This is a genomic window from Actinophytocola algeriensis, from assembly GCF_014203735.1.
Taxonomy (GTDB): Bacteria; Actinomycetota; Actinomycetes; order Mycobacteriales; family Pseudonocardiaceae; genus Actinophytocola; species Actinophytocola algeriensis.
In genome coordinates this window covers 354,009-379,113 of the sequence record NZ_JACHJQ010000006.1, presented here as the reverse complement: position 1 = coordinate 379,113, position 25,105 = coordinate 354,009, and the positions used below count along the sequence as shown (strand labels likewise).

Here is a 25,105-nt window from a genome sequence, read left to right as displayed (position 1 = left end):
GCGATGAACCCCCGCACCACGGCGTCCGCCCGGCGCCGCGCCCGATCGTTCCGCCTCGGCGAACAGCAGGAGGAGACGCCGCTGTGGCGTCGGGTCCTGCCCGCCGTACTGGCGTTCGTGGTGGGCGCCGTGGTGTTCGGGGTCGGCGGCTACCTCGTCGGCAAACCCAGCGAGGAAGCCCAGATGGCGGCGGACATCCGAGCCTCGGACGCCGCCCGCGACAAGGTGCAGATCAAGGAACTGACCGACCTGGCCCGCACCACCGCGGACGACCTCGCGCCCGTCGTCGAAGGGCTGGCCGGGCACGAGGGGGACGCGACCGCGTGGCAGCGGGCCGTCGAAGCGGCCGCTGCCTCGTTCGACGACCCGCCGTCGGGCACCACCGCCACCAACGTGGCCCGCGGCAGCCTCGCGACCGCGATCGACCAGCTCGCCCTCGCGGTCACCGCCCACCAGCAGGGCAACCACGACCTGGCGACGCGGCAACGCGACCTCGCGGTGACCACGTGGTCGGTCGGCGCCACGCAGCTCGACCAGATCAACGTCGACGCGGGCTACGGCCACCAGCACGTGTACCTGCAGTCCGAGCCGGGTGGCGAGGCCTTCACCCCGGACGGCGAACCGGAAGGACATGGACACAATTGAGCAAGCCGGTAGCTGTCGCGCCGTTCGTGGCGGGGGTTGGTGGTTTCGACCAGCATCGACACGAACCAGCGTCCGGCCGAATCACGGGACACGGTGACTGTGGACGGCTCAGCGCCGTCCGGCAGCGGTCGGGACCACACGATGTTGAGCGGGTCGTGCGTGCCTCCAACGCCCGGTTGTACACCAGGCGCACCGCCAATGCGTGTCACTGCCAAGACACTCGATTCCTCCCCACGGCTGAAGCCAAGGGTCTCCAGGAACGGAGATTTCGATGATCCGCAGACTCCTGGTGGTCGCGGCCACCCTGCTGACCGCCGTCCTGCTCGGCGCGGCCCCCGCGTGGGCCCACGGCGGCCCGATCCAGCTCGACGTGCGCAGTGACGGCGGCCAGGGCGTCACCGCGACCGTGACCTACGTCCGCGACGGCCACGCCGTACCGGGCGAGGTCCGCATGACCTACACGGCCGTCTCCTCGTCGGACGGCGAGGTCGTCGGCCCGGTCCAGCTGCGCGCGTCCGCCGAGGGCCAGGCCTTCTACCAGGCGAAGGACCCCCTGCCGACGGGTGACTGGACCGTGACGGTCACGGCCACCCACCCGTCGGCGGCGACCAAGACCGTGACGGTCACGTCGGCGGAGCTGCCCCCGGTCGCCACGACACCGCCGCCGGCCCCGGCCGGCATGTCCACGGTCACCATGGTGGCCATCCCGGTCGCGGTGGCCGTCGTGGCGCTGGCGATCACCGTCTTCCTCCGCAGGCGCCGCCTGGCCCGCGTGGGCTGAGGCAGGGGGAGTTCCCAGGTACCGCGCGATGACGGACGTCACCGGGGCGGTACGGCAGGGCTCGGCGGAGACGGCTGGGACACCAGCGATGCCGTTCCGTCCGGCGACTTCATCTCGCTCGCGACGGAGGTGAGCACCGACAGCAGCCCGGCCATCGCGGCCGAGGACAGGTACGCGAGCCAGTCGGTGTCGAGGAGGCCGGTGCCCGCCGCGAGGATCAACGCCACCATGATCTGTGCCGTCGTGCGGACGGCGCGTTCGGCGGCGTCCTTCCAGAAGGCGGGTTTCCACAACTCACCTGCCGGGACCTGATCCACTGTCCTGTGCTGACCGGGCATGGTTCTCACCTCTCGTCCCGCCACGCCACTCCCGCGTGGCAGCGCTTCGACCACCTTCGTGGAGATGGATGAGGGTGGCGGCGCCGTGATACAGGCAGTCGGCGTGGACCGCGCCCCACGTGGGGCTGAACCCCCCGTCAACCGCGGGGCGCGCATTGGTGCGATCCTGGACGGCGTGCGCCATGAGGACGGTTTATGAGGACCGGGGCGCCCGCTGGGCGCACCGGGTACTTCCACGAGGCCGTCTACTACGGCAGCGACGAGGAGCTGCTCGCCGTCGTCCTCCCGTTCGTCCAGGGTGGGGTGGCGGCGGGGGAGCCGACGATCGTCTCGTTGAGCGAGCCCAACGCCGCGCTGGTCCGCGAGGCGCTCGGCGACGACACACCGGTGGTGTTCAACTCCGGCGGCGACCTGTACGTCCGCCCGGCCGGCGCGATCCGCGCCTACCGCGACCTGTTCGCCGAGCACACCCGCGCGGGCGCCGGCCAGATCCGCGTCGTGGGTGAGCTGCCGCCCGACACGCTGGGCGTGACGTGGGACTGGTGGGCCCGGTACGAGTCGGCGATCAACGACGCGTACGACGACTACCCGCTGTGGAGCATGTGTACCTACGACACCCGCAGCACCCCGGCCGAGGTGCTGGCCGACGTGGCCCGCACCCACCCGAACGTGGCCGCTCCCGGTGACCGGCACCTGACCAGCCCGGACTACGTCGAGCCCGACCTGTTCCTGCGCCGCGACCGGCCAACGCCGCCCGACCCGCTGCAGCTCACGGCACCCACCGTCGAGCTGGCCGACCCGAGCCCCGCCGACGCGCGGGCGGCACTCGGACGGGTCAGCGACGGGGTGCTGTCCGCCGACAGACTGGTCGACCTGCGGATCGCGGTGACGGAGACCGTCACGAACGCGATGAGCCACGGCGGTCCGCCGGTGCTGGTCCGCTTCTGGGCGGGCCCGGACCGCGTCGTGGTGACGGTGACCGACCGCGGCAAGGGCCCCGTCGACCCGTTCGCCGGACTGCGCGCCGCCGCGCACGCCCCGATCGGCGGGCTGGGCCTGTGGCTCACCCACCAACTGTGCGACCACGTGGCGATGAGCAACACGACGGACGGCTTCACGGTCCGGATGATCAGCGGGAACCCGTACCACCGCGTCTGAGCGAGCCGTTGCCTCGGGAATGCCGGGGAGGCGGAAAGGAGGACCGGACCCCATCGAATTGCGAGGGCACGTTCGACGGGTCCGGTCCTGTAGCACCAGAACGGCCCTGCTTCCGTTCCGGGCAAGATCGGGCTACCCGATCACCCGCACGGGTAAACGACGGCCAGCTAGATTTTGTGCATGGGGATACGGGGAGTGTGCGTGGCGCTGGCAACGGTGCTGGTCGTGGCGGGTTGTGCCGAGGTCGGTGAGGCGGTCGACGAGGCAGGCGCGGTCGCGGACCGGGCGTCGGTGTGCGCGGAGGCACTCGGCCTGGCCGACCTCAACCCGCTGGTCGACCAGGAGCGGCTGCGGGAACGGGCCGAGGACAAGGAACGCAGGCTGCGCGAGCTGGCGGGCGACGTGGCAGACGAGGACGTGAAGGCGTCGTTGCTGGGCCTCGCCGACTCGTACCTGCAGGTGCAGAAGGAACGCCTGGACGACGCCGGTGTGGTCGCCCGCTGGGTGCGGCGCAACACCGAACGCCTCGACGCGCTCCGCGTGGCCTGCACCTGACGCGGTGCCGGTCACCGGCTCTGCTGACCACCGGCCTCCACCGGCTCGGCGTCGTTCGGTTCCTCGGTCAGGCCTGCCGGCTCGTTCGGTTCCTCGGTCGGCCCCTCCGGGTCGGCCTGCTCCTCGGTCAGGCCTTCCGGCTCGCCGGGTGTCGTGCCGCCCGCCGCGTCGCTGGACAGGGCGGGCGGCGCCAGCGCGTTCAGCTCGCCGAACTGGCCCTCGTAGGTCATCTTCGGCGGCTCGAACCCGATGCCGGAGAAGACGTCGTCGCCGCTGAGCCGGGAGCGCCAGTCGACGTTCGGTTCCCCCTCCTCGATCGCGTCGTCGACGGCCTGGTCCTCCTCGGACGCGCCTGCCTCCTCGATGCGGCGCTTGGCCGCGTCGTCCTGTTCCCGGTAGGCGTGGGCCACCTCGGCCAGTGCCTGCCCGGTGTCACCCAGCCCGCCCGCGAGCCGCGTCGCGGCGTCGCGTTCGGCCCCGACGAGCGCGACGAAGTCGTCGAGGAACAGCGCCAGCACGCCGGAGAGCTGTCCGTTGGTCCCCATGGGCACCGGCAGGGTGGACAGTCCCAGGCTGAGTTCGGCGGCCTGCCCGCCGACGGACGAGTAGAACTCGCCGATGCCGCCGATCTGGTCGCTGAAACCGGTCAGGTCGGGTGGCGAGACGGTGAAGTCGGTCATGGGCGGCATGATCGCCGCCGCCACTTTCCTCCTACTTTCCTCCGTGCTTCGCGTCCTCCGCGAAGTGGCACGCGGTCAGCCTGCCGTCGACTTCGCGCAGTGCCGGGGTTACCGTGCGGCAGCGGTCCTGCGCGAGCCAGCACCGCGGGTTGAACCGGCACCCGGAAGGCGGGTCGATGGGTGAAGGCGGTTCCCCGGTCAGCACCCGGCGCCGAGCCAGCCGCCCCCGTGCGGCCCGGTCCGAGGAAGGCACCGCCGACAACAGGGCCTGCGTGTAGGGATTGGTGGGCGACTCGTAGATCCGGTCCGTGGTCCCGACCTCCGCGATCCGCCCGAGGTACATCACCGCCACCCGGTCCGCCAGATGCCGCACCACGGACAGGTCGTGCGCGATGAACACGATCGCGACGTCGAGCCGCTTCCGCAGGTCGGCGAGCAGGTTGATCACCTGAGCCTGCACGGAGACGTCCAAGGCGGACACGGGCTCGTCCGCGATCAGCACCGCGGGGTCGAGGGCCAGCGCCCTGGCGATCCCGATCCGCTGCCGCTGCCCACCGGAGAACTGGTGCGGATACCGGTTCATCAACTCCGGCGCCAGCCCGACCAGCTCCAGCAGTGACGCCACCCGCTCCCGCCGGGACGCACGCGTTCCCGACCCGGTGGCGGCCAGCGGCTCGGCGACGATGTCGAGCACCGTCATCCGCGGATCCAGCGACGCGTACGGGTCCTGGAAGATCATCTGCACCCCACCGCGCAGACGAGCCCGCCCACCCGACGTCACCTCCGTACCGTCGTACACCAGCCGTCCGCCGTCGGGGTGCTCCAGCCCGACCAGCATCCGCGCGAGTGTCGACTTGCCGCACCCGGACTCGCCGACGATGCCCAGCACCTCACCGCGCCGCAGCGACAGGCTCACCCCGTCGACCGCCGACACGTGCCCCCGCCGCAGCAGCGACCCGACCGAGTACCTGCGGACCAGGGCATCGGCAACCAGCACGTGCTCAGACACCGAGCATCACCTCCGACTGGTGGCAGGCCACGGTGCGGCCGGCCAACGGCACCAGCTCCGGCCGAACCGACGAACACCGCTCGACGACGCGGTGGCACCGCGGGTGGAACGGACACCCCGACGGCACCCGCGCCGGGTTGGGTGGCGAGCCGGGGATCGTGAACAGGTCGGCGCCGTGGTGTTCCAGCTGCGGCACCGACCTCAGCAGCGCCTCCGTGTACGGGTGGGACGGTCGCGACAGGACGGTGTCGGCGTCGCCCGCCTCCACGACCCGCCCCGCGTACATCACCGCGAGCCGGTCGGCGACCTCGCTGACCACCGCCAGGTCGTGGGTGATCAGCAGGACACCCATGTCGAGCTGTGTCCGCAGTGACCCCAGCAGGTCCAGGATCTGTGCCTGGACGGTCACGTCGAGTGCCGTCGTCGGTTCGTCCGCGATCAGCAGCTCCGGCTCCAGCGCGATGGCCATCGCGATCAGGATGCGCTGCCGCATGCCGCCGGAGAACTGGTGCGGGTAGTCGCCGATCCGCCTGGCGGGTGCGGGGATCCCGACCACGCCGAGCAGGTCGGCGGCCTTGGCGCGCGCGACCTTCTTCGACGCTCCACTGTGGACCCGGAAGAGCTCGCCGAGCTGGTCGCCGATCGTCAGGACGGGGTTGAGCGCGGACAGGGCGTCCTGCAGCACGAGGCTCATCCGCGTGCCGCGCAGTTCGCGCAGCCTGCGCGGGGTAGCCGTGCGCAGGTCGGTGCCCGCGACGGTGATCTCGTCGGCCGCGACCGTCGCGCCGGGACCGGCGAGACCCATCACGGCGCGCGCGGTCACCGACTTGCCGGAGCCGGACTCGCCGAGCAGCGCGACCAGCTGTCCACGTGGGACATCGAGGTCGACGTGGCGGACCGCTTCCACCGGGCCCTGGTCCATCTGGAACGAAACAGACAGGCCGCGGACCCGCAGGGCGTCGGGAGGACTGTTCACCACACCATCCTCACACGAGAGGCGTTGCCGATAAGTTTCATCTTAGGGCCAATCACGCCGAGTTCTGACACATGCATTGACAAGCATGCCGGATATTGATGACACTCTGCGGCATTCCACAGGAGACAGTCAACTGGTACCGCACACCACGCGGAGACAGGAGTGGCAGCGTGCTGGAGCCCGCTTCCCGCTACACCGGCTACACGGCCTACGAGTACCTGGAGTCCGGAAAGGACTACCGAGAGTTCACCTACGCCAAGCAGGTCGGCCGCGTGCCTGCCTACGCGGGCCTCGAACTCTCCGCCGAGCAGGAGGAGCGGACCAGGCGGCTCCTCACCGAGGAGACGGTGATCTCGCTGCACGAGCACGTGCAGGTGTTCCCCGAGGACATGTCCGACCTGCGCGAGCACATCCGCAACGGCCGTGAGCCGACGGGCTACGAGGGCCTGTCCCGCTCGGGCCTGACCGCCGTGTTCGACAACGGCATGGACGGCACCTGCTGCATCAGCTCCGACGCGGGATGGAAGTACCAGGACGTCCTGTTCGACCTCGGTGTCCGGATGGCCGACCTGGCCCACCAGGACTTCGTCATCAAGGCGGAGTCGGTCAAGGACATCGAGTACGCGGCCGAGACCGGCCGCGTCGCCCACATCTTCGCGCTCGAGGCGGCGACCCCGATCGAGAACGAGATCGACCGGCTCGACGTGCTGTACGGCTTCGGTGTGCGGCAGATGGGCATCGCCTACTCCGAGGCGAACCTGCTGGGCGGCGGCCTGAAGGAGCGCGGCGACGGCGGCCTCACCTACCTCGGCGACCGTGCCGTGGAGCGGATGAACAAGCTCGGCATCGCCATCGACATCTCGCACTCGGGTGACCGCACCGGCCTCGACGTGATCAAGAAGTCGAAGACGCCGGTGTTCATCACCCACGCCGGTTCGCGGACCGTCTGGCCGACGAACCGGATGAAGGACGACGAGACGATCAGGGCGTGCGCCGAGCGCGGCGGTGTGATCGGCATCGAGGCGGCCCCGCACACCACGTTGTCGCGCGACCACATCCGGCACTCGCTCGACTCCGTGATGGACCACTTCACCTACTGCGTCGAGCTGGTCGGCATCGACCACGTGAGCTTCGGCCCGGACACCCTGTTCGGCGACCACGTCGGCCTGCACGACACCTTCGCCGCGAACCTGTCCCTCGGGCAGGCGCACGGCGGCGTCGAGTTCCCGAAGGTCGAGTACGTGGACGGCCTGGAGAACCCGGCGGAGGGCTTCTTCAACATCATCGGCTGGCTGGTCAAGCACCAGTACAGCGACGACGACATCCGCAAGGTCATCGGGGGTAACACGCTACGAGTCCTCAAGGAGGTCTGGGTTTGACGTCACGTCCACGACGGACCGCGGCCATTGCGGTCACAGCCGCGGCGGTCAGCATCGCCACGTTCGCGGCCTGTGCGCCGAGCGCTCCCACCGAAGGCGGTGGGGGCGGAGCGGCGGTCACCGACGCCACGCTCACCATCGCGACCACCACCGACGTGGTCAACTACAACCCGTTCGTCGGCAACAGCCGCAGTGACTACTGGATCACCAACCTGATGTACCCGCACCTGCTCTCGATCGGCCCGGACGGCGAGAAGGCGCCCGAGCTGGCGGAGAAGTGGGGCTACGTCGACGACACCACCGGTTACTACGAGATCCGGTCCGGCATGAAGTGGTCGGACGGCACGCCGCTGACCGCGAAGGATGTCGCGTACTCGCTCAACGCGGTGAAGCGGGACAAGCCGGCCGGCACGCTGACCGGCCAGCTGACCAACTTCGAGTCGGCGACCGCGGTGTCCGACACCCGGGTCGAGCTGAAGCTGAGCGCACCGGACTCGACGGTCGTCCCGGAGGTCGGGTTCTGGGGCAACGTCGTGCCCCAGCACGTGTTCGAGCCCGCGGGTTCGGTCGCGACGTTCGCGAACGACGGGAAGGACGGCGGCTGGGTGTCGGCCGGGCCGTACGTGCTCACCGAGGTGCAGCGCGGCCAGAGCTACACGATGGAGCGGGTCGACAACTACCCGCTGGTCGACGGTGGCAAGCCCAAGGCCGCCAAGGTGGTCTACCGCGTGTACCCGGACGTGAACACCGAGATCCTGGGCCTGAAGAACGGCGACGTGGACGTCATCGCGAACGCGTTGCCGCCCGCGCAGGTCAAGGGTCTGCAGGGCACGCAGGGCATCACGGTCGAGGAGATCCCCGGCCTCGGCTACGCGCACATGACGTACAACATGAACAAGCCGGACCTCGCGAAGAAGGAGGTCCGGCAGGCGCTCGCGTACGCGGTGGACTACAACGCGATCCGCAAGGTCGTGCTGGCCGACCAGGCGGTGTCGACCGGGTCCAGCCCGATCATGCCGGTGCTGAAGGACTACCACGACGACTCGATCAAGGAGTACGAGTTCGACCCGGAGAAGTCGAAGCAGCTGCTGACCGACGCCGGGTACAAGACCGACGGATCGCTGAAGTTCCGGCTGATCTACTCGCTGCAGGACCCGGTGACCACGCAGTGGGCGACGCTCGTGAAGGACGGCGCGGCCAAGGCGGGCGTCACCATCGAGCTGCAGGGCCTGGAACGGAACACGTACCTGGCGAAGACCGACGCGGGTGACTTCGACATCTACGCGGGCAACTTCGCGATCATGGACGACCCGGCGACCAACATGGCGTTGACCTACCTGCCGGGCGGCGTGATCAACTACTCCTATGTGGACGACCCGGAGCTGTCGTCCTTGATCGAGCAGGCGCGGGTCACGTTCGAGCGCGACGAGCAGAAGCCGCTGCTGCAGAAGGCGGCGAAGGTCGTGCGGGACAACGTGTACGACAACGTCATGTACACGCAGAACCTGTACGTGGCGCACCGCAGCGACTGGAGCGGGTTCGTCGTGAAGCCGTCGGAGCTGCTGTCCATCGTCAACCCGATCTCGGTCGCCTCGGCGACCAAGTCCGAGTCGCAGTAAGGCAGGGGCCGCCCGGATGTCGCTGTTCTTGTTCGTGCTCAAGCGGGTCGGCCGCGGCCTGCTCACGCTCTGGTTCGCCGTGACGGTCACGTTCCTGCTCCTCCGGCTGCTGCCGGGGGACCCGGCGCTGGCCGTGGCGAACCCGAACATGACACGCGAGACCCGGGCGGCCCTGCTCACGCAGTACGGCCTCGAGGAGTCGCTGCCCGTCCAGTACGTGAAGTACCTGTGGCAGCTGCTGCAAGGAAACCTCGGCATCTCGTTCCACCAGAACACCGAGGTCACGACCGTCCTGATGGAACGGCTGCCGTGGACACTGCTGCTCGCCGCGTCGTCGCTGCTGGTGACGGTCGTCGTCGGCATCCCGCTGGGGGTGCTCGCCGCGTCCCGGCGGGGCGGGCTGTGGGACCGGTTCGTGCAGATCGTCGCCGTGACCGGGCAGTCGTTGTTCGTGCCGAGCCTCGGGATCCTGCTGCTGTACGTCTTCGGGCTGCAGCTGAACTGGTTCCCGATCGGTGGTGCGTACACCGACGGCACGTACGGCGGCGAGTGGTACCTGTCGGTGATCTCGCACCTCGTGCTGCCGTGCCTGTCGCTGGTGTTCGCCCAGCTCGGTGCGTACGTGCTCACCATGCGGTCGTCGCTGATCGACGCGCTCGGCGAGGACTACGTGGTGCTGGCCAACGCCAACGGCCTGCCCGCCAGGCGGGTGCTGTGGAAGCACGCGCTGCGCAACGCGTTGCTGCCCACCACCACGCTCGTCGGCCTGCAACTCGGGTTCGTCGTCGGTGGCGCGGTGCTGATCGAGACCGTGTACGCCTACCCGGGCATCGGCCGCGGCATCTACGAAGCGGTCACACAGCTGGACTTCCCGGTGCTACAGGGTGCGTTCCTGCTGCTCGCGGTGACCGTGGTGGCCGTGAACATGATCACCGACATCGCCTACGGCATCCTCGACCCACGCGTGAAGGCGGCCTCGTGACCATGACAACTCCGCAGGCACAACAGGCCGAGGCGGTGTCCGTCGACGCGCCACCCAGGGCGGCGCGGCTGACGTGGCGGCGGTTCCGGCGCGAGCCGCTCGGCGTGGCGGCCCTCGCCGTGCTGGTGCTGCTGGTGATCGCGGCGATCGCCGCACCGCTGCTCGCGGACTACCCGGCGGGCTACGGCGACACGGTGCTCGCGCCGCCGTCCGGTGCGCACTGGTTCGGCACGGACAGCCTCGGGCTCGACGTGTTCGCCGAGGTCGTGTGGGGTGCGCAGCAGAGCCTGCTCGTCGCGGCGGCCGCGTCGCTGATCGCGATCGTGTTCGGCACGCTGCTCGCGGTGATCGGCGCGTACTTCCGCCGGGTCGACGCGGTGATCAGCGTGGTCGTGGACCTCACGCTGTCGCTGCCGATCCTGCCGCTGATGATCCTCGTCGCCGCCCTCGTCGGCCCGAGCACGATGACGATCATCCTCGTGATCGCCGCGTTCTCGTGGCCCGAGGTGACGAGGGTCGTGCGCTCGCAGGCGCTTTCCGTGGTGCGACTGCCCTATGTGGACGCCGCGCGGCTGATGACGGGCTCACCGGTGTGGATCATCCGGCGGCACGTGGTGCCCGCGGTGATGCCGCTGGTGCTGGTGTCGGTCGTGCTGACCTCCTCGCGGGCGGTCCTGTCCGCCGCGGGCCTGGCCTTCCTCGGCCTCGGCGACCCGAACACGTGGTCGTGGGGCCGGATCCTCTACGAGGCGCAGCAGGCCGGCGCGATGTCCACCGCGTGGTGGCTGCCGCTGTTCCCCTCACTCGCCATCTTCCTGCTCGTGCTGGCGTCGACGCTGCTCTCCACCGCGTACAACGACGCCCGTAACCCAAGGCGGAACAAGTGACCTTCTCGCAAAGACTGGACCGCGCGTTCTTCGAGCGTGTCCAGGACCGGGTGCGTGCCCGTGCCACCGAGGCCGGGCTCGACGCGGTCCTCACCGACGACCCGGAGGACGTCGCCTACCTGACCGGGTTCTTCCACCACCCGTGCGAGCGACCGGTCGCGGTGTGGCTGCCCGCCGACGGCGGCGCCACCCTGCTGCTGCCCGAGCTGGAACGTGAACACGCCGAGGCGCAGCACGCGGTCGCGGATCTGGTGTCCTACCCCGAGTACCCGGGTGTGGTGCCGCCGTTCGCGGTGCTCGCGGGCGCGGTCGGCGCGGGACGGCGCAAGGCAGGGCACACCACGTCGATGACCTACGCGCGGCTCAGTGCCGCCGCGGCCGCACTGTCCACCGCGGAACTGGTGCCGACCGACCTCGTCACGGTCGCCAGGTACGTCAAGGAGCCCGGCGAGGTCGTGCTGCACCAGGAGGCCGCCCGCATCACCGACGTCATGCTGACCGAGGGCGTCAAGCTGGTCACCGACGCGCTCGCCACCGGCGCCGCGCTGCCCAGCGAGGCCGAGCTGGCCACGCACGTCGGGCGCGTCGGCACCTCGACCATGTACGGCGAGCACACCGACGTCGTCGTGGTGTCCTTCCTCGCCGGCGGGCTCGTGTACGCGGGTGCCAACTCCTCCTACCCGCACGGCCTGCCGTCGAGCTACCGGCTGCGGCCCGGTGACACGTTCATGTTGTCGCTCGGCTGCGCGGTCGGCGGCCGGTTCGTCGAGGGGGAGCGGACGTTCGTGCTCGGCGAGCCGACCGACGAGCAGCGCCGCTACCACGAGACCATCCGCCTGGCACAGGAGGTCGGCGGGCACGCGATCAAGCCGGGCGCGGAGTGCCGTTCTGCCAACGAGGCCTGCCTCGCGGTCGTCAAGGAGGCCGGGCTGGGCCGCTACCTGCGGCACCGGCAGGGCCACGGCATCGGCCTCGGCATGCACGAGCCGCCGTGGCTGGAGGACGGCGACGCGACCGTGCTCGAGCCCGGGATGATCGTGTCCAACGAGCCGGGCATCTACGTCCCCGGCCACGCGGGCTACCGGATCTCGGACTCCATGCTCGTCACCGAGGACGGCTCCCGCCCGCTCACCTCGTACCCGCGCAGCCTCGACCACTGCGTCATCCCCGTCTGAGGAGTTTCCGTGAACGACGTGTCGCCAGAGTTCGCCGCCGCCACCACCGAGGCGCGGATGGTGGAGATCAACGGCAACCGGCTCGCGGTCGAGGTGCTCGGCCCCGAGGGCGCACCGGTACTGATCGCACACCACGGCGCGCCGGGGCTTGGCTCGCGGGCCGAGCCGCGCGCGAGCTTCGGCAGGCTCGCCGACACCTACCGGGTCGTGGTCTTCGACGCCCGCGGTTCCGGGCAGAGCGAGGGCAACGGCACGTTCAGCCACGAGCAGTGGGCCGCCGACATCGACGGTCTGCGCCAGTGGATCGGCGCCGAGCAGGTCATCATGGCGGGTGGCTCGTACGGCGGGTTCATGGCGATGGAGTACGCCACCCGCTACCCCGGCCGCGTGCGGGCCATGGTGCTGCGCGACACCTCGCCGGACAACTCGCACGAGGAGAAGGCGCTGGCCAACGCGCTCGCCAACACCCGGGTGGAGATCGACCGCGAGAAGCTGGACCGGATCTTCGCGGGCACCGTCCGCGACGACGACGACCTGCGGGACTGCTGGCGGGAGATCCTGCCGCTGTACGACTACGTGTACGACCCCGAGGCGGTCGAGAAGAAGGTCGCGGCCACCCCGTACCGGTACGAGGCGCACAACTACGCGTTCCAGGTCAACATCCCGAACTACGACCTGAAGCCGGTGCTGCCGCAGGTCACGGCCCCCACGCTGATCACGGTCGGCCGCACGGACTGGATCACGCCGGTGGCGTGCAGTGAGCTGATCGCTAGTCTGATCCCCGGCTCGCGGCTGGTGGTGTTCGAGAAGTCGGGCCACTCGCCGCAGATCGAGGAGGCCGAGGCGTGGACGAAGGTGGTGCGCGAGTTCCTGGCGGGAGTCATCCGAAGCACATGAGGCCTCTCGACGACCTCGACCGCCAGATCATCATCGCGCTGCAGAGTGACGGGCGCGCCAGCTGGACGTCGATCGCCGCGCTGTGCGAGACGTCGGTGCCGACGGTCGCGCGGCGTGCCCAGCAGCTCGTGGCCGACAACCTCCTGAAGGTGGCGGTGCTGCCGAGCCTCGGCAGCACCGGCCCCGTGGAGACGTTCTTCACCCGCATCGGCTGCCGGCCCGGCACGCAGCTCGACGTGGCCGAGCAGCTGGTCGCCCGCCCGGACGTGCGGTGGGCGTCGCTGATCACCGGCTCGTACGACATCGGCATCGAGCTGGTGGTCAACTCGGGGCCTACCCGCTACCCGAAGACCATGCTGGAGCTGCAGCAGATCGACGGCGTGCAGCGGTGGTACAGCGACCTGCTGCTGCACGTCTACAAGGTGTCCCACGACTGGTACAAGCAGCTGCTCGACGACCGTGACGCGCTGCCACCCGAGGTGCCGCTGTGCTCGCCGGACCACTTCGACAAGGTCGACTGGGCGATCCTCGACCACCTGCGGGACGACGGCCGCGCGGGCTTCAAGACCATCGCGGGTGCTCTGGACCTCAACGAGTCGACCGTGCGGCGCCGGTTCGAGCGCATGATCGGCGAACGATGCGCGGCCGTGTTCACGATCGTGCCCGCGCAGGCACTCGGCCTGGAGGCGGAGACGCTGATGTGGGTCACCGTCGAACCGTCGAAGCTGAACGAGGTCGCGGCGGCACTCGTCCGCCACCCGTCCGTGCGCTACCTCGGCGCCACGCTCGACGGGAACTCCTTGCTGTGCGAGGTGATCGCCGAGTCGACACGCGGCCTGTTCGAGTTCACCACCGCCACGCTCGCGAAGATGGCGGGCGTGGTCGGGTGGAATGCGTCGGTGGAGCTGCTGTCACTGAAGCGTGGCTTCGTCGAGACCCCGTGGTGGCGCGACCAACTGGCCGAACACCACGCGGACGCGGCAGTGCCGTTCGGCCAGGGCACCGCGGTCAGCGGCGGCTGACGGGCGCGGTCCAGCTGCACCGCAACAGGTGCCGGTACAGGTGTTCCCGGCCCATCCGGTTCGGCACCACCCGGTAGCGCAGACCGCGGAGCACGGCGTCGGCGGGCTTCGCGGCCGGGTCCTGCGGGTGGAAACCGGCCTCCGTGACGCGCACCAGCCAGGTCGCGACGGTGCTCCCGTTCTGGTAGCCGTCGACCGCGATCTGCACCAGGTCGCCGTGCCGGGCCATCACGACGAGGTCGGCCACCATGTCGGTGGTGATCGGTGCGCGGCCCGCGTAGGCCCGCATGTGGTCGTTGAGCCACCGCGCGGCACGCAGGACTTGGTAGGCGGCAGCTTCTCCGGGGTCCCGGCGGGGCCGGTGGAGGTTCCAGGCCGGCATCGTCATCGCCTCCAATCGTGGAGATGCGCAGTCCTTCGGACCGCGCCGCGCCGCCGTTACGGCTGGAGGGCACGAAAAGCCAATTGTTATCGCGGATGCGCCGATGCGTTGCACACTCCTTGATCCACGGGGCCGGAACGACGACCATCTAGGGCACAACGGCCTTTGATCGGGGGTCCAATGGAACTGTCACGCCGTCATGTCCTGTCACTCGTACCCGCGGCCGGGTTGCTCGCACTGGCTCGACCGGTGCCCGCGAGCGCCGACCCGGCAACCGACCTGGCCCGGCTGAAGACGAACACCATCGAGGTCTTCGCCGGTACCGCCTCGTCGAACGCACGCCAGGAGGTCGCGCCGAAACTCGCCGCGATCGTGCAGGCGGCAAGAGCACGGCTCGCGGACATGGACGCCGCCGGTGAGGGCGAACTGTTCGCCGGCCTGCCGCTCGGCACCAGCGACGCGAACCTGAACCGCGCTTTCCAGAACCTGTACGAGATCGCGCTCGCCACCCGTGCCCCCGGCTCGGCACTGTTCGGTGACAGCGCGGTGCGGCAGCGGGTGCTGGACGGCCTCGAGTGGCTGCACGAGTCGTACTACGGCGACCAGAGCGCCGGTTACTACGGCAACTGGTTCAACTGGGAGATCGGCATCTCCACGAGCGCCAGCAAGGCGTTGCTGCTGCTCGACGCGCCGGCGGACCTGGTGTCGACGTACGTGGCGTCGATGGACGCCTACCTGCGCAACGGCAAGGACGGCGACGTCGACCTCGACTCCCGCTTCCACACCGGTGCCAACCTCGCCGACATCACCACGAACCGGATCCTGCAGGGCGCGCTGCTCGGTGCCGAGGCCAGGGTGACCAAGGCCGTCGCCGACCAGCGGACGGTGTTCGCCACGGTCGACCCGTACGACCTCCAGCACGGGGTGACCGACGGGTACTACGCCGACGGGTCGTTCATCCAGCACCACTCCGTCGCCTACACGGGTTCGTACGGCAGGGCGCTGCTGACACGGGTCGTGCAGGCGGTGAAGATCCTCGACGGCACGGCGTACGCGGGTGACGCCGCGCTCGTCGAGGTCGTGCGGGGATGGGTGGTCGACGGGTTCGCGCCGCTGATCTTCGAGGGTTGGCTGATGGAGGTCGTCAAGGGGCGCGCGGTGTCGCGGTCGACCGCGGGCTACGGCGATGTGGCGTCCATTGTGGAGGCGATCGTCGACCTGGCGGATTACGTGTCGGATCCGGTGCCGCTCAAGGGGTACGTGAAGTTCCTGCGGGTGGCGGACGCTTCGGTGTTCGTGTCGCCGGTCAGCGTGCAGCGGTACTTCGACGTGCTGGCTTCTCCTGTGCCTGCGGCGGACCTGAACCCGCCGTCGCGCTCGGTGGCGTTCAACGCGATGGACCGGACCGTGCACCGGCGGCCGGGGTACGCGTTCGCGGTGGCGCGGAGCTCGTCGCGGATCAGCAAGTACGAGTACATGAACGGTGAGAACCTGATGCCCTGGTTCCAGGGGGACGGCGCGCACTACCTGTACCTGTCCGGCCAGGACCAGTCCGACTCGTTCGGGGTCGACTACTACACGACCGTGTCACCGTACCGGCTCTCCGGCGTGACCACCTTGCCCGAGGAACGTCAGACGGTGCCGGACCTGTACGGGCGGTTCTGGTACGAGAACCCGGCGGCCGGGTTCACGTCGTCGTCCTCGCTGCAGAACAAGTACGTGTACTTTCCCTGTGGTACCAACGAGTTCTCGGGTGGCGCCACCTTGGGGGCGTATGGTGTGGCGGGGATGGTGCTGTCGGATGACGTGCCGTACGTGGACAAGCAGGCGGGCTTGTTACCCGACGACTTCGTGGCGTACCCGAACGCCAGGGCCACGAAGTCGTGGTTCCTGTTCGACGACGAGGTGGTGGTGCTGGCCGCCGGAGTGTCACCGGACGCGGTGACCACAGTGGACAGTCGAATCGCGGCTGCCGACGATGACGTGGTGGTGACCGGGTCGCGGGAGTGGCTGCGGTGGGCGAACCGGACGTCCGGGGCGTCGGTGGGCTACGTGTTCCTGTCCGGCCGGCCGGAGGTGGAGCAGGCGGTGGTGACGCGGAGTCAGCGAGTGGTGCGGGTGTCCAACCCGGACACCGCGGTGACGAAGCGGGTCGTCTCGGTGGTGGTGCGGGGGACGTGTGCGTTCGCGTTGGTGCCGAACGCTTCGGAAGGCGCGGTGCGTACGTCCGCACGGGTGGTGGCGAACACGCCCGCGGTGCAGGCGGTGTCACACCGAGGGCTGGTGGGGGTCAACGCGTTCGGCGGCGGGTGGCAGCGGGCGGGATGGGTGTCGGTCCACGGGCCGGGGTCGGTGCTGGTGCGACGCTCACCCGACCGGACGGTGACGGTCGCGGTGTCGGACCCGACCATGGGGCAGGAGTCGGTGTCCGTGGTTCTGCGTGGTGCTTTTCGGGTGGTGAGTGCGGACGAAGGGGTTGAGGTGCGGCGGGTCGCTGGGGGGACTCTGGTTCGGGTTCGCACGTGGCGGGCTTACGGGCGGACGTTCTCTGCTGTGTTGCGGTAGTCGTCCACAGGGATGGGGTCGCGGCGGTTGCTCGTTGTGTTTGACGAGTGGCGCTTCGGTTCGTTGCCGGGGTGTTCCGGTGCGTGAGCTGCGCCGGGTGGGGTCACCTGCGTAGTGCTTCGACCAGCGTCTCGGCCGCCTGGCGCAGCGTGCTCGGGGACAACGGGTTCACGCTGACCCACCCGTCCGGTTCCGGCGCGGGTGGAGTGGTCACCCGGACCCGGCCCGACGGGGTGTCCAGCCAGCACAGTTCCGGGGCGGTGCGCGTGTCCTTCACGTCGCCGCCTTCTCGCGTGGTGACTGTCGCACCCAGTTGGCCGCCGCCGTCCACCGCGCTGACCAGGTCTGTCAGGGCATCCAGCTCGTCAGGGTCGCCGCCGTGTGCTGCCACCACGTGGTGGTGGCCCGCCGTGACCAGCGTCGCCGCGGCGGGCAGGCGGACCGGCATCGCGGTGGCGGCCACCAGGTCCGGGACCAGTGCCGTCAACGCGGTCGCCACGGCGCTCAGCGGGATGCGGCGCACGTCCACGAGCTGTTCACCGTCGAAGTCCTGCTTGCACAGCACCGCGTGCTTGCCGTAGACCATCGCGACCGCGCCGCGTTCGCCGCCCGGGCCGCGGACCACCAGGTCCACGGTGCCGCGGCGCCTCGCCAGCGCGGCCACCACGTCCGCGGCAGGCCCCGCGGGTCCGTCCGCGTCGGCAAGGCCTCGTACCTGCAGAGCCTCGGCGGCCGCGGCGAACAGCTCGTCGCGTTCCTCCGGCACGCGGCCGTACGACGGGACACGCAGCGGGTACGGGATGGCCGCACCCGCGTGGGTGGCGAGCAGGTCCAGCTCGACGAGCCCGAACCGGGTCACCTGGCCTCACCGAGACGGGTGAACCTGCCTTCGTTGTCGTCGTCGGTGGTGCGGTACTCGGCCACCGTGGCGCGGGTCTCGCCGCCCAGCCTGGTGAGCCCGTCCGCCCACTCCCTCAGCACGGTCGGCGTGCCGTCCGGGCCCGTGAGCCGGGCGAGCTTCGCCGCGAACCACAGCGCGGGCGGGGACGAACCGAGCCGCAGCGGCTGGACCTCCGCCCGGCCCACCCGCTCGTGCAGGACCTCGCCCAGCCGGACCAGCTCGTCCGCCTGCCGGTTCAGCTCGTAGGGACTGACGAACACACCCGCGCCCGCGCGGCCCAGCGCACCCTTCGTGCCGGAGGGGTCTTCATCGGAGTCGACGTACATGATGGCTCCCCGTCTCATGCCCCGATCACGGGCGGTGGTGTCCTGTCGTCGAGGGTGAACAGCTTGTCGGCGCGCGGCATGCGGTTGTGGTGCTCGCGGTCCTCGTCGCGGCGAGCGCTGTTCGCGGGGGCGGCGCCCTGAGCGGCGGCGCGGGCGGGACGTTCGGTGTCGGTCAGCAGGCCCGGTGTCGCGCCCCTGCCGACGAGGTCCCGCCACGCCACGGGACGGCCACTCGCGCGGCCGTCCGGGCCACTCGACCACCCGCTGCGGCCCTGGACTGCGCCAACTCCGCGGCTGCCTCGACCCGGCCCGCCGCCGACCGGATGACCGACGGCGAGGGCCGCGGCCGGTGTGGTGCCGGACGGCTGCGTCGCCGGTGCGGGTGCCTGGACCGGCTGGACCGGCTGGACCGCCTGGACCGGCTGGACCGCCTGGCTCGGGCTGGTGCCGGGGACGCCACCGGCCGCAGCGGAACCGGTGGCCGGTACCGGAGCGGCGAAGGTGCCCGGGCCCGAGGAGGCCGTCTTCGCGGGAGCGGCCGGGGTGGCCGCGGCGGGCCGCACGTTCGGGATGGCGGCGACCGGACCGGCCACGACGGCCGCCTGCTCAGGGCGCGGCGCCGGGAGCGCAACACTCCCACCCGGCACACCCGGCGGGAGCTTCGCGGGTGCGTCGGGCGGGTCGGCGGCGACGAGGCTCTGCTCGAAGACCTGCATCACCTCGACCGCCTCAGCCTTCTTGTTCGCCGCCAGCAGTGCCGCGCCGAACCAGCTCGCGCCCGCGCCCGACACGGAACCGAGCGCGAACGCGGGGCCCGCCGTCGTGCCGCCCGCCAGCGCGCCGTACGAGGTCGCGGCGCCGACGTCGACCGGTGCTGGCATCCGCGCCTGCGCCCGGCTCAGCGCCTCCGACGCGCGCAGCACCGCCGTGGACAGCGCCGATGCGTGCTCGGCGACCGCGGTGCCGCCCGAGGTGTGCTCGTCGAGCGTGCTGTCGAACGCGCCCGACGCCTGGCCCTGCCACACCTCGGCGACCTGCTGCCGCCGGGACGACAGCTCGTCGGCGGCGTCGTACGCGCCGCGGCCCAGCCCGTCCAGCACGGCGGACTGCTCACCGACCTGGCCCGGATCGGCGTCACCGCTGACCATCGCGTACAGCTCCTGGTGGCTGTAGGCGTTCCAGTTGGTGCCGCCGGGCGGTGTGGGGGAGCCGAACACGCCGAGCCAGGTCTGTGTGAGCTCCCTGCGCAGCGTCGCGGCCGCCGCCCCCGCCGTGTCCGCCACCGGGGCGAGGACCGCCCCGACGGCGTTCTCGATGCCGTCCGTGACCGTGTCGAGAAAATCCACCACGACTCCCAGCTCGCACAATTCGGCGAACCGACATTACACGAGCAGCGAACCACGGCGCGACGGCACTTTTCACCGGAACCACAAGGAAAGTCACCCGATCGGAGCAGTCAGCCCATTTTGTTCGAACGTGTGAATTCCACCGTTTTGGCGTGCAATTCCGGCGGTTCGAGCGCGACCGTGGGCAGCGCTTTGTCGAGCCATCGGGGCAGCCACCACGCCCGCGCGCCGAACAGGCGCATGACCGCGGGCACCACGAGACACCTGATCACGAGCGCGTCGACCAGCACCGCGACCGCCAGCCCGAGCCCGAACTGCTGGAGCATCCGGTCGGGGCTGAGCACGAACGCGCCGAACACCACGATCATGATCGCGGCCGCCGCGGTGATCACGCCGCCGGTGGCCGCGAGGCCTTCCCGCACCGCGCGGGTCGCGTCACCGGTCCGCCGCCACTCCTCGTGCATGCGGGAGACGAGGAACACCTCGTAGTCCATCGACAGCCCGAACACGATCGCGAACACCAGCACCGGCACGAACGCCTCGACCGGCCCGGTCGGCGCGAACACCAGCGTCACCACCCCGAGCGACGCGCCGATCGACAGCAGGTTCAGCACCGCCGCCTTCAGCGGGATCAGCAGCGACCGGAACACCGCCATCAGCAGCAGCGCCGACAGCCCGACCACCACCAGCAGGAACAGCGGCAGCCGGTCGGCCACGGCCGCGGCGAAGTCGTCGGCCGCCGCGGTCGACCCGCCGACGAGGTACGTCGCGCCGGTCTGCGCTTCCAGCGGCGGCAGGACGTCCGTGCGCAGCCGCGTCACCAGGTCGCTCGTCGCCGTGTCCTGCGGCGCGCTGTCCGGGAACGCCAGCAGCATGCCGAGGTCACCGCCCAGCCGTTGCGGCTCGCCGACCCGCGCCACCCCGTCGGTGCGCTCGACCGCGGCGGCCAGCTCCTCGGTGCCGCCGCCATCGGACATGAGGACGAGCGGCCCGTTGACCCCCGGCCCGAACCCGTCGGCGAGCAGGTCGTACGCCTGCCTGCTGGTGGCGTCCGCCGACTCGGTGCCGGCGTCGGCGAACCCGAGCTGCATGCCCAGCGCGGGCACGGACAGCGCACCGAGCGCGGCGAGCGACACGACGAGCGCAGGCACCGGCCTGCGCTGCACGGTGTCGCTCCACCGCCGCCATCCCACGCCGGAGCCGCGGTTCGGGCGCTTGCGCACGGCCCGTTCGATACGCTTGCCGAACACGGTCAGCAGGGCGGGCAGCAGTGTCAGCGACGCGATCATCGTGAGCAGCACGGTCAGCGTGACGGCGAGCGCGACCCCTTGCAGGGAGCCGAGGCCGAGCGCGAGGAGGCCGAGCAGCGCGATCATCACCGTGCAGCCCGCGAACAGCACGGACCGGCCAGCGGTGTCGAGCGCGGTGCGGGCCGCGGCCTCGCGGTCGGCGCCGCGGTGCAGCTCGCCGCGGTACCTGGCGAAGATCAGCAGCGCGTAGTCGATGCCGACACCGAGCCCGACGAGCATCATCAGCGGTGGCGCGTAGCTCGGCAGCGCGGTGAACTGGCTCGCCAGCATGATCACGCCGAGCGTGCTGCCGACGGCGAACACGGCGGTGACGAGCGGCAGGCACGCGGCGAGGAACGACCCGAACATCAGCACGAGGATCACGAGCGCGGCGAGGATGCCCGCGCCCTCCGCCGCCCCGCCCGCGGACTCCTCGGCACCGCGGACCGGGTCACCGCCCAGCTCGACCCGCAGGTCCCCGTCCCGCTGGGCGGTGTCGATGATCCGGCGCACGTCCTCGGCGGGCACGTCGGCGCCGTCGAGCGTGACCGTCGCGAACGCGACCGAACCGCGCTCGGACACGGTCAGCGGTTGCACGTCCGCCACCCTCGGCAGACGCTCCACTTCGGACAGCACGGCGTCGGCTCCCGCGCGGGCGCCGGCGATCCCGTCGTCGCGCTGGAACACCACCTGTATGGCGTCGGGCTGCTGTCCCCGTGCGGCGAACGCGTCGGCGACCTGCTGCGACTCGGTCCCGGGCAACGAGTGGTCGTCCCGGTAGGCGGAGCCGACGGCCTGCGCCGCGACGGTGATCCCGCCGAGCACGAGCACCCACAGCGCCAGCGCGAGCCAGTGCCGCCGCCCTGCCCAGCCTGCCAGGCGGACGAATCTGGATGGAGAAGTCATGCGGGAAGGCTCGCGTGCGACCGGGGTTGCCGTCGTCGGGCTGGGGAGGACACCTGACCCGCGACTCCAGTAGCCCCCTAAGGGTGATCACGTACGCCGGGAGTTGTGGGTCAGCCGAGCCAGCGGGGCGTGACCATCGCCGACTCGTAGGCCAGGACGACGAGCTGCGCGCGGTCGCGGACGTCGAGTTTCGTCATGATGCGGCTGACGTGGGTCTTGGCCGTGGCGGGACTCAGCACCAGGCGCGCGGCGATCTCGTCGTTGGACAGCCCGGCGGCCACGAGCGTCGTCACCTCGCGTTCGCGTTCGGTCAGCGACGCGAGCCGGGGGCTGGGCGCCGGGCGTTCGACCCGGCCGGCGAACTCGGCGATCAGCCGCCGCGTCACCGACGGCGCGAGCAGCGCGTCGCCGCGGGCCACGACCCGCACGCCGTGGAGCAGCTCCTCCGGTTCGGTGTCCTTGACGAGGAACCCGCTCGCGCCCGCCCGCAGCGCGCCGTAGACGTACTCGTCGAGGTCGAAGGTCGTCAGGATCACCACCCGCACGTCGAGCAGCGACTCGATGATCTCCTTCGTCGCGGCGAGGCCGTCGAGGTGTGGCATGCGGACGTCCATCAGCACCACGTCCGGGCGCAGCGACCGCGCCGCGCGTACGGCGGCGGCGCCGTCCCCGGCCTCGCCGACGACCTCGATGTCGTCCTCACCGTCCAAGATGGACCGGAAGCCCGCACGGACGAGGTTCTGGTCGTCGGCCAGCAGCACGCGGATCACGCGGCACCCCCGATGGGCAGCCGGGCCAGCACGACGAAGCCGCCGTCGGCACCCGCGCCCGCCTCGAGCGAGCCGCCCAGTTCCGTGGCCCGCTCGGTCATCCCGGCGATGCCGGAGCCCGCGTCTCCGTCCGGTCCGCGTCCGTCGTCGGCCACCCGCACCTCCACCTCACGATCGCCGTACGCGACCAGGACGTCCACCCGCGACGCGGCCGCGTGCCGGGTCACGTTCGTCAGCGCCTCCTGCACGATCCGGTACGCGGCGAGGTCCACCGACGGCGGCACCGCGCGCGCTTCGCCGGTCACCGCCCCGTGCACGGCGAGCCCGGCCTGCCTGGACCGGTCGAGCAGGTCCGGCAGTGCCGCGAGCCCGGCCGAGGGTGCGAGCGGTGCCGCCTCGTCGACCTGCCGAAGCACGCCGAGGGTGCGCCGCAGCTCCTTCAGCGCCCGCCCGCTCGCGTCCTTCACCGCGGCCAGCGCGTCGCGTTGCGGTCCGGTGTCGCCCTTGTCCACGCGGCGCAGCGCGGCGGCGGCCTGCACGTTGATCAGCGAGAGGTCGTGCCCGAGCACGTCGTGCAGCTCACGGGCGATCCGCAGCCGCTCACCGGTCGCCGCCGCTCGCTGCGCTTCCCGCAGGTACGCACGCCGCGTCCGCACCACACCACCGACCGCGACGGACGCGACGAGCCAGCCGAACAGCAGGAAGAAGGAGATGTCGTCGAGGTGGCGGCGTTCGCTCAGCACCTCACCTGCCACCGTCAGCCCGAGCGCCAGCGTCCCGAACCCCGCCGCGGCCCACAGCAGCCCGGCCTCGCCCGCACCGAACATCGCGGCCATGAACGTCAGCATGATCGGGCTGCCAGGACCGGTCAGCGGGTAGTACAGCATGCAGGCCGCCAACGTGCAGGCCGCCACGGCGACCGGGTGGCGGCGCCGGAAGTACAGCACCGCCGACGCCGTGATCACCAGCAGCCAGCTGAACGGCCCGACCTCGCCGTGCGTGGCCGACACCACGGTCGACCCGATCACGAACGCGCCGACCGCACCCGCGACCAGCGCGTCGGCGAACCGCCCGCGCGGCGGCCACGACCACTCCATGCGGCAAGCATAGGGAGACGAACGGGAGTGAACACCCGGTGACGGGTCTGATGCGGAGCACTCGCAGTCAGTTGACCGGCTTGCTCCGGTTGGAGCAATCTCGCGGTCGTGCCGTTTCCTGATCAGGCCCGCGGGCCACCCTCCCGTAGTCCCAGGAAGGAGCGCGTGATGTCGACCGCAGCCATTGTCATCCTGGTGGTCGTCCTGCTCGCGGTGTTGTTCGCGGCAGGGTGGTTCTTGGGCGGACAGGCTCGCAGCCGCAGGCTGCGCAACCGGTTCGGACCGGAGTACGACCACCGACTCGAGACCGCCGAGAACCGGCGCGTCGCCGAGCGTGAGCTGGCAGAACGGGAGAAGAGGCACGCGAAGCTGTCGCTGCGTCCGCTGGCGGACACGGCACGTGCGCACTACGTCGAGCAGTGGACGCGGGTCCAGGAGCGCTTCGTCGACGCGCCGCGTGAGGCCGTCGCCGGTGCCGAGGACCTGGTGCACACCGTGATGCGCGAGCGCGGCTACCCGATGGAGGGCTTCGACCAGCAGGCCGCCGACCTGTCCGTCGAACACGCCGGTGTCGTGGACGGCTACCGGTCCGCGCACGAGATCCGCGGCCGCGACGGCCAGGCGGACACCGAAGAACTGCGCACCGCGCTGGTGCACTACCGGGAGATCTTCCGCGAACTGGTCGGGCCCGCCGACGCGGTACCCGAGCAGCGGGCGCCCGAGATCGACCACCACCGTCAGGACCGGGAGGCCCACCATGCATGACGTCGAACGCCACGACAACGTGGCCCGGCGCGAGAACGACAACGTGCAGGCGCGAGAACCCCTTGCGGCGGAACCACTTCCCGTCGACGAGGCCGGCCTCGAACCCGGCAAGGACACCAGACCCGGACAGTTCCCGGCACAGGAGACGGCGCCGGCACACGACATGACGCCGGACGACAGAGTGCGGGACACTGACACGGTGCGCGACACCGACATGGTGCGCGACAAGGACACCGTGCCCGGCAACGACACTGTGCTCGACAACGACGCCGTGCACGACAACGACACCGTGCGCGACCGTGAGACCACGCCGGGGCACGACACCGAGCTGTTCACCGGTGACGCCGTGGCCCGTTTCCGTGACCGGTGGCGCGAGCTGCAGGCGGACTTCGTCGACGACCCGGAGCGGGCCATGCGCGAGGCCGACGGCGTGGTCGACGAGGTGGTTCGGACCATCACCGAGCACCGGCAGCGGCTCGCCGGTGAGTGGCGGGGCCACACCGACACCGAGCACCTGCGGCTGGCCATGCGGGAGTACCGCTCGTTCGTCGACCGTCTGTTGCCCACGACCTGAAACAGGGTTCCGTAATTCGCGTGACGCCGGTTGCCATCTGCAACATGCAGATCAACCGGCGTCACGCTTTGCTTATGGGAC

At 70.8% G+C, this 25,105-nt stretch carries 25 protein-coding genes; 14 read left to right on the top strand and 11 right to left on the bottom strand.

Annotation, left to right across the window (positions count from 1 at the left end; translation table 11 throughout):
* Positions 1–3: 3 nt before the first annotated feature.
* Both FHR82_RS28705 and FHR82_RS28700 read left to right on the top strand, forming a co-directional pair.
* A complete protein-coding gene (locus FHR82_RS28705) occupies positions 4–645 on the top strand; it encodes a hypothetical protein (protein ID WP_184813681.1) in 642 nt (213 codons plus the stop codon).
* Positions 646–916: 271 nt separating this feature from the next.
* Positions 917–1,426, top strand: coding sequence for a hypothetical protein (locus tag FHR82_RS28700; protein ID WP_184813680.1), 510 nt, complete (start codon positions 917–919; stop codon positions 1,424–1,426).
* Positions 1,427–1,464: 38 nt separating this feature from the next.
* Here FHR82_RS28700 and FHR82_RS28695 read toward each other — a convergent pair whose 3' ends face one another.
* Positions 1,465–1,764 carry a holin gene (locus tag FHR82_RS28695; RefSeq protein WP_184813679.1) on the bottom strand — a complete coding sequence of 100 codons (300 nt, stop codon included), beginning with the start codon at positions 1,762–1,764 and terminating at the stop codon, positions 1,465–1,467.
* A 195-nt stretch (positions 1,765–1,959) separates the two neighbouring features.
* Here FHR82_RS28695 and FHR82_RS28690 point away from each other — a divergent pair, with 195 nt between their 5' ends.
* Complete coding sequence (locus tag FHR82_RS28690; protein WP_184813678.1) at positions 1,960–2,922, top strand: anti-sigma factor RsbA family regulatory protein; 963 nt, start codon at positions 1,960–1,962, stop codon at positions 2,920–2,922.
* A 180-nt stretch (positions 2,923–3,102) separates the two neighbouring features.
* Positions 3,103–3,477, top strand: a complete 375-nt coding sequence (locus tag FHR82_RS28685) for a DUF8711 family protein (RefSeq protein WP_184813677.1) — start codon at positions 3,103–3,105, stop codon at positions 3,475–3,477.
* Between the two features lie 11 nt (positions 3,478–3,488).
* Here the strand turns inward: FHR82_RS28685 and FHR82_RS28680 are convergent, their stop codons facing one another.
* Genes FHR82_RS28680 through FHR82_RS28670 form a run of 3 tightly spaced genes read right to left on the bottom strand, consistent with a single transcriptional unit; the run spans position 3,489 to position 6,142 of the window.
* Complete coding sequence (locus tag FHR82_RS28680; protein WP_184813676.1) at positions 3,489–4,157, bottom strand: hypothetical protein; 669 nt, start codon at positions 4,155–4,157, stop codon at positions 3,489–3,491.
* A 31-nt stretch (positions 4,158–4,188) separates the two neighbouring features.
* On the bottom strand, positions 4,189–5,166 hold the full coding sequence (locus tag FHR82_RS28675; RefSeq protein ID WP_184813675.1) for an ABC transporter ATP-binding protein: 978 nt from the start codon (positions 5,164–5,166) through the stop codon (positions 4,189–4,191).
* Positions 5,159–6,142 (bottom strand): ABC transporter ATP-binding protein, encoded by a 984-nt coding sequence (locus FHR82_RS28670; protein ID WP_221464407.1) that lies wholly within the window; start codon positions 6,140–6,142, stop codon positions 5,159–5,161. Before FHR82_RS28670 ends, FHR82_RS28675 begins: the two co-directional genes overlap by 8 nt.
* A gap of 170 nt (positions 6,143–6,312) precedes the next feature.
* Between FHR82_RS28670 and FHR82_RS28665 the strand changes: the two genes are divergently transcribed.
* Genes FHR82_RS28665 through FHR82_RS28635 form a run of 7 tightly spaced genes read left to right on the top strand, consistent with a single transcriptional unit; the run spans position 6,313 to position 14,103 of the window.
* Positions 6,313–7,521, top strand: coding sequence for a dipeptidase (locus tag FHR82_RS28665; RefSeq protein WP_184813674.1), 1,209 nt, complete (start codon positions 6,313–6,315; stop codon positions 7,519–7,521).
* Positions 7,518–9,140, top strand: a complete 1,623-nt coding sequence (locus FHR82_RS28660) for an ABC transporter substrate-binding protein (RefSeq protein WP_184813673.1) — start codon at positions 7,518–7,520, stop codon at positions 9,138–9,140. The genes FHR82_RS28665 and FHR82_RS28660 overlap by 4 nt, the downstream gene beginning before the upstream one ends.
* A 16-nt stretch (positions 9,141–9,156) precedes the next feature.
* Positions 9,157–10,122, top strand: a complete 966-nt coding sequence (locus tag FHR82_RS28655; protein ID WP_184813672.1) for an ABC transporter permease — start codon at positions 9,157–9,159, stop codon at positions 10,120–10,122.
* Positions 10,123–10,124: 2 nt separating this feature from the next.
* On the top strand, positions 10,125–11,009 hold the full coding sequence (locus FHR82_RS28650; RefSeq protein WP_184814132.1) for an ABC transporter permease: 885 nt from the start codon (positions 10,125–10,127) through the stop codon (positions 11,007–11,009).
* Positions 11,006–12,184 (top strand): M24 family metallopeptidase, encoded by a 1,179-nt coding sequence (locus FHR82_RS28645; protein WP_184813671.1) that lies wholly within the window; start codon positions 11,006–11,008, stop codon positions 12,182–12,184. The genes FHR82_RS28650 and FHR82_RS28645 overlap by 4 nt, the downstream gene beginning before the upstream one ends.
* A 9-nt stretch (positions 12,185–12,193) precedes the next feature.
* Positions 12,194–13,081 carry an alpha/beta fold hydrolase gene (locus FHR82_RS28640; RefSeq protein WP_221464405.1) on the top strand — a complete coding sequence of 296 codons (888 nt, stop codon included), beginning with the start codon at positions 12,194–12,196 and terminating at the stop codon, positions 13,079–13,081.
* The gene (locus FHR82_RS28635) at positions 13,078–14,103 is read left to right on the top strand and encodes an Lrp/AsnC family transcriptional regulator (protein WP_184813670.1); all 1,026 of its coding nucleotides are present in this window, start codon (positions 13,078–13,080) and stop codon (positions 14,101–14,103) included. Before FHR82_RS28640 ends, FHR82_RS28635 begins: the two co-directional genes overlap by 4 nt.
* Here the strand turns inward: FHR82_RS28635 and FHR82_RS28630 are convergent.
* Positions 14,090–14,491 carry a hypothetical protein gene (locus tag FHR82_RS28630; protein WP_184813669.1) on the bottom strand — a complete coding sequence of 134 codons (402 nt, stop codon included), beginning with the start codon at positions 14,489–14,491 and terminating at the stop codon, positions 14,090–14,092. The two genes, FHR82_RS28635 and FHR82_RS28630, sit on opposite strands and share 14 nt — an antisense overlap.
* Before the next feature lie 174 nt (positions 14,492–14,665).
* Between FHR82_RS28630 and FHR82_RS28625 the strand changes: the two genes are divergently transcribed.
* Positions 14,666–17,050, top strand: a complete 2,385-nt coding sequence (locus FHR82_RS28625; RefSeq protein WP_184813668.1) for a polysaccharide lyase family 8 super-sandwich domain-containing protein — start codon at positions 14,666–14,668, stop codon at positions 17,048–17,050.
* 103 nt (positions 17,051–17,153) lie between these two features.
* On the opposite strand, the gene FHR82_RS28620 is transcribed toward FHR82_RS28625, so the two are convergent.
* The 6 genes from FHR82_RS28620 to FHR82_RS28595 form a co-directional block, all read right to left on the bottom strand.
* Complete coding sequence (locus FHR82_RS28620; RefSeq protein ID WP_184813667.1) at positions 17,154–17,909, bottom strand: ESX secretion-associated protein EspG; 756 nt, start codon at positions 17,907–17,909, stop codon at positions 17,154–17,156.
* Entirely contained in the window at positions 17,906–18,295 is a 390-nt protein-coding gene (locus FHR82_RS28615) for a hypothetical protein (RefSeq protein ID WP_184813666.1), read from the bottom strand. Before FHR82_RS28615 ends, FHR82_RS28620 begins: the two co-directional genes overlap by 4 nt.
* Positions 18,292–19,623 (bottom strand): WXG100 family type VII secretion target, encoded by a 1,332-nt coding sequence (locus FHR82_RS28610; protein WP_184813665.1) that lies wholly within the window; start codon positions 19,621–19,623, stop codon positions 18,292–18,294. Before FHR82_RS28610 ends, FHR82_RS28615 begins: the two co-directional genes overlap by 4 nt.
* A 110-nt stretch (positions 19,624–19,733) precedes the next feature.
* On the bottom strand, positions 19,734–21,818 hold the full coding sequence (locus FHR82_RS28605) for an MMPL family transporter (RefSeq protein WP_184813664.1): 2,085 nt from the start codon (positions 21,816–21,818) through the stop codon (positions 19,734–19,736).
* Positions 21,819–21,928: 110 nt separating this feature from the next.
* The gene (locus FHR82_RS28600; RefSeq protein ID WP_184813663.1) at positions 21,929–22,588 is read right to left on the bottom strand and encodes a response regulator; all 660 of its coding nucleotides are present in this window, start codon (positions 22,586–22,588) and stop codon (positions 21,929–21,931) included.
* Positions 22,585–23,685: a sensor histidine kinase gene (locus FHR82_RS28595; protein WP_184813662.1), complete on the bottom strand. Its 1,101-nt coding sequence runs from the start codon at positions 23,683–23,685 to the stop codon at positions 22,585–22,587. Before FHR82_RS28595 ends, FHR82_RS28600 begins: the two co-directional genes overlap by 4 nt.
* A gap of 168 nt (positions 23,686–23,853) precedes the next feature.
* Between FHR82_RS28595 and FHR82_RS28590 the strand changes: the two genes are divergently transcribed.
* On the top strand, positions 23,854–24,450 hold the full coding sequence (locus FHR82_RS28590; protein ID WP_184813661.1) for a hypothetical protein: 597 nt from the start codon (positions 23,854–23,856) through the stop codon (positions 24,448–24,450).
* A complete protein-coding gene (locus FHR82_RS28585; RefSeq protein WP_184813660.1) occupies positions 24,443–25,024 on the top strand; it encodes a hypothetical protein in 582 nt (193 codons plus the stop codon). Before FHR82_RS28590 ends, FHR82_RS28585 begins: the two co-directional genes overlap by 8 nt.
* The last annotated feature ends 81 nt before the right edge of the window (positions 25,025–25,105 follow it).

Coding starts and splice junctions, on each gene's coding strand:
- FHR82_RS28705 (WP_184813681.1), top strand. CDS start 4: ATGAACCCCCGCACCACGGCGTCCGCCCGGCGCCGCGCCCGATCGTTC.
- FHR82_RS28700 (WP_184813680.1), top strand. CDS start 917: ATGATCCGCAGACTCCTGGTGGTCGCGGCCACCCTGCTGACCGCCGTC.
- FHR82_RS28695 (WP_184813679.1), bottom strand. CDS start 1,764: ATGCCCGGTCAGCACAGGACAGTGGATCAGGTCCCGGCAGGTGAGTTG.
- FHR82_RS28690 (WP_184813678.1), top strand. CDS start 1,960: ATGAGGACCGGGGCGCCCGCTGGGCGCACCGGGTACTTCCACGAGGCC.
- FHR82_RS28685 (WP_184813677.1), top strand. CDS start 3,103: ATGGGGATACGGGGAGTGTGCGTGGCGCTGGCAACGGTGCTGGTCGTG.
- FHR82_RS28680 (WP_184813676.1), bottom strand. CDS start 4,157: ATGACCGACTTCACCGTCTCGCCACCCGACCTGACCGGTTTCAGCGAC.
- FHR82_RS28655 (WP_184813672.1), top strand. CDS start 9,157: ATGTCGCTGTTCTTGTTCGTGCTCAAGCGGGTCGGCCGCGGCCTGCTC.
- FHR82_RS28650 (WP_184814132.1), top strand. CDS start 10,125: ATGACAACTCCGCAGGCACAACAGGCCGAGGCGGTGTCCGTCGACGCG.
- FHR82_RS28635 (WP_184813670.1), top strand. CDS start 13,078: ATGAGGCCTCTCGACGACCTCGACCGCCAGATCATCATCGCGCTGCAG.
- FHR82_RS28630 (WP_184813669.1), bottom strand. CDS start 14,491: ATGACGATGCCGGCCTGGAACCTCCACCGGCCCCGCCGGGACCCCGGA.
- FHR82_RS28625 (WP_184813668.1), top strand. CDS start 14,666: ATGGAACTGTCACGCCGTCATGTCCTGTCACTCGTACCCGCGGCCGGG.
- FHR82_RS28615 (WP_184813666.1), bottom strand. CDS start 18,295: ATGAGACGGGGAGCCATCATGTACGTCGACTCCGATGAAGACCCCTCC.
- FHR82_RS28605 (WP_184813664.1), bottom strand. CDS start 21,818: ATGACTTCTCCATCCAGATTCGTCCGCCTGGCAGGCTGGGCAGGGCGG.
- FHR82_RS28595 (WP_184813662.1), bottom strand. CDS start 23,685: ATGGAGTGGTCGTGGCCGCCGCGCGGGCGGTTCGCCGACGCGCTGGTC.
- FHR82_RS28590 (WP_184813661.1), top strand. CDS start 23,854: ATGTCGACCGCAGCCATTGTCATCCTGGTGGTCGTCCTGCTCGCGGTG.
- FHR82_RS28585 (WP_184813660.1), top strand. CDS start 24,443: ATGCATGACGTCGAACGCCACGACAACGTGGCCCGGCGCGAGAACGAC.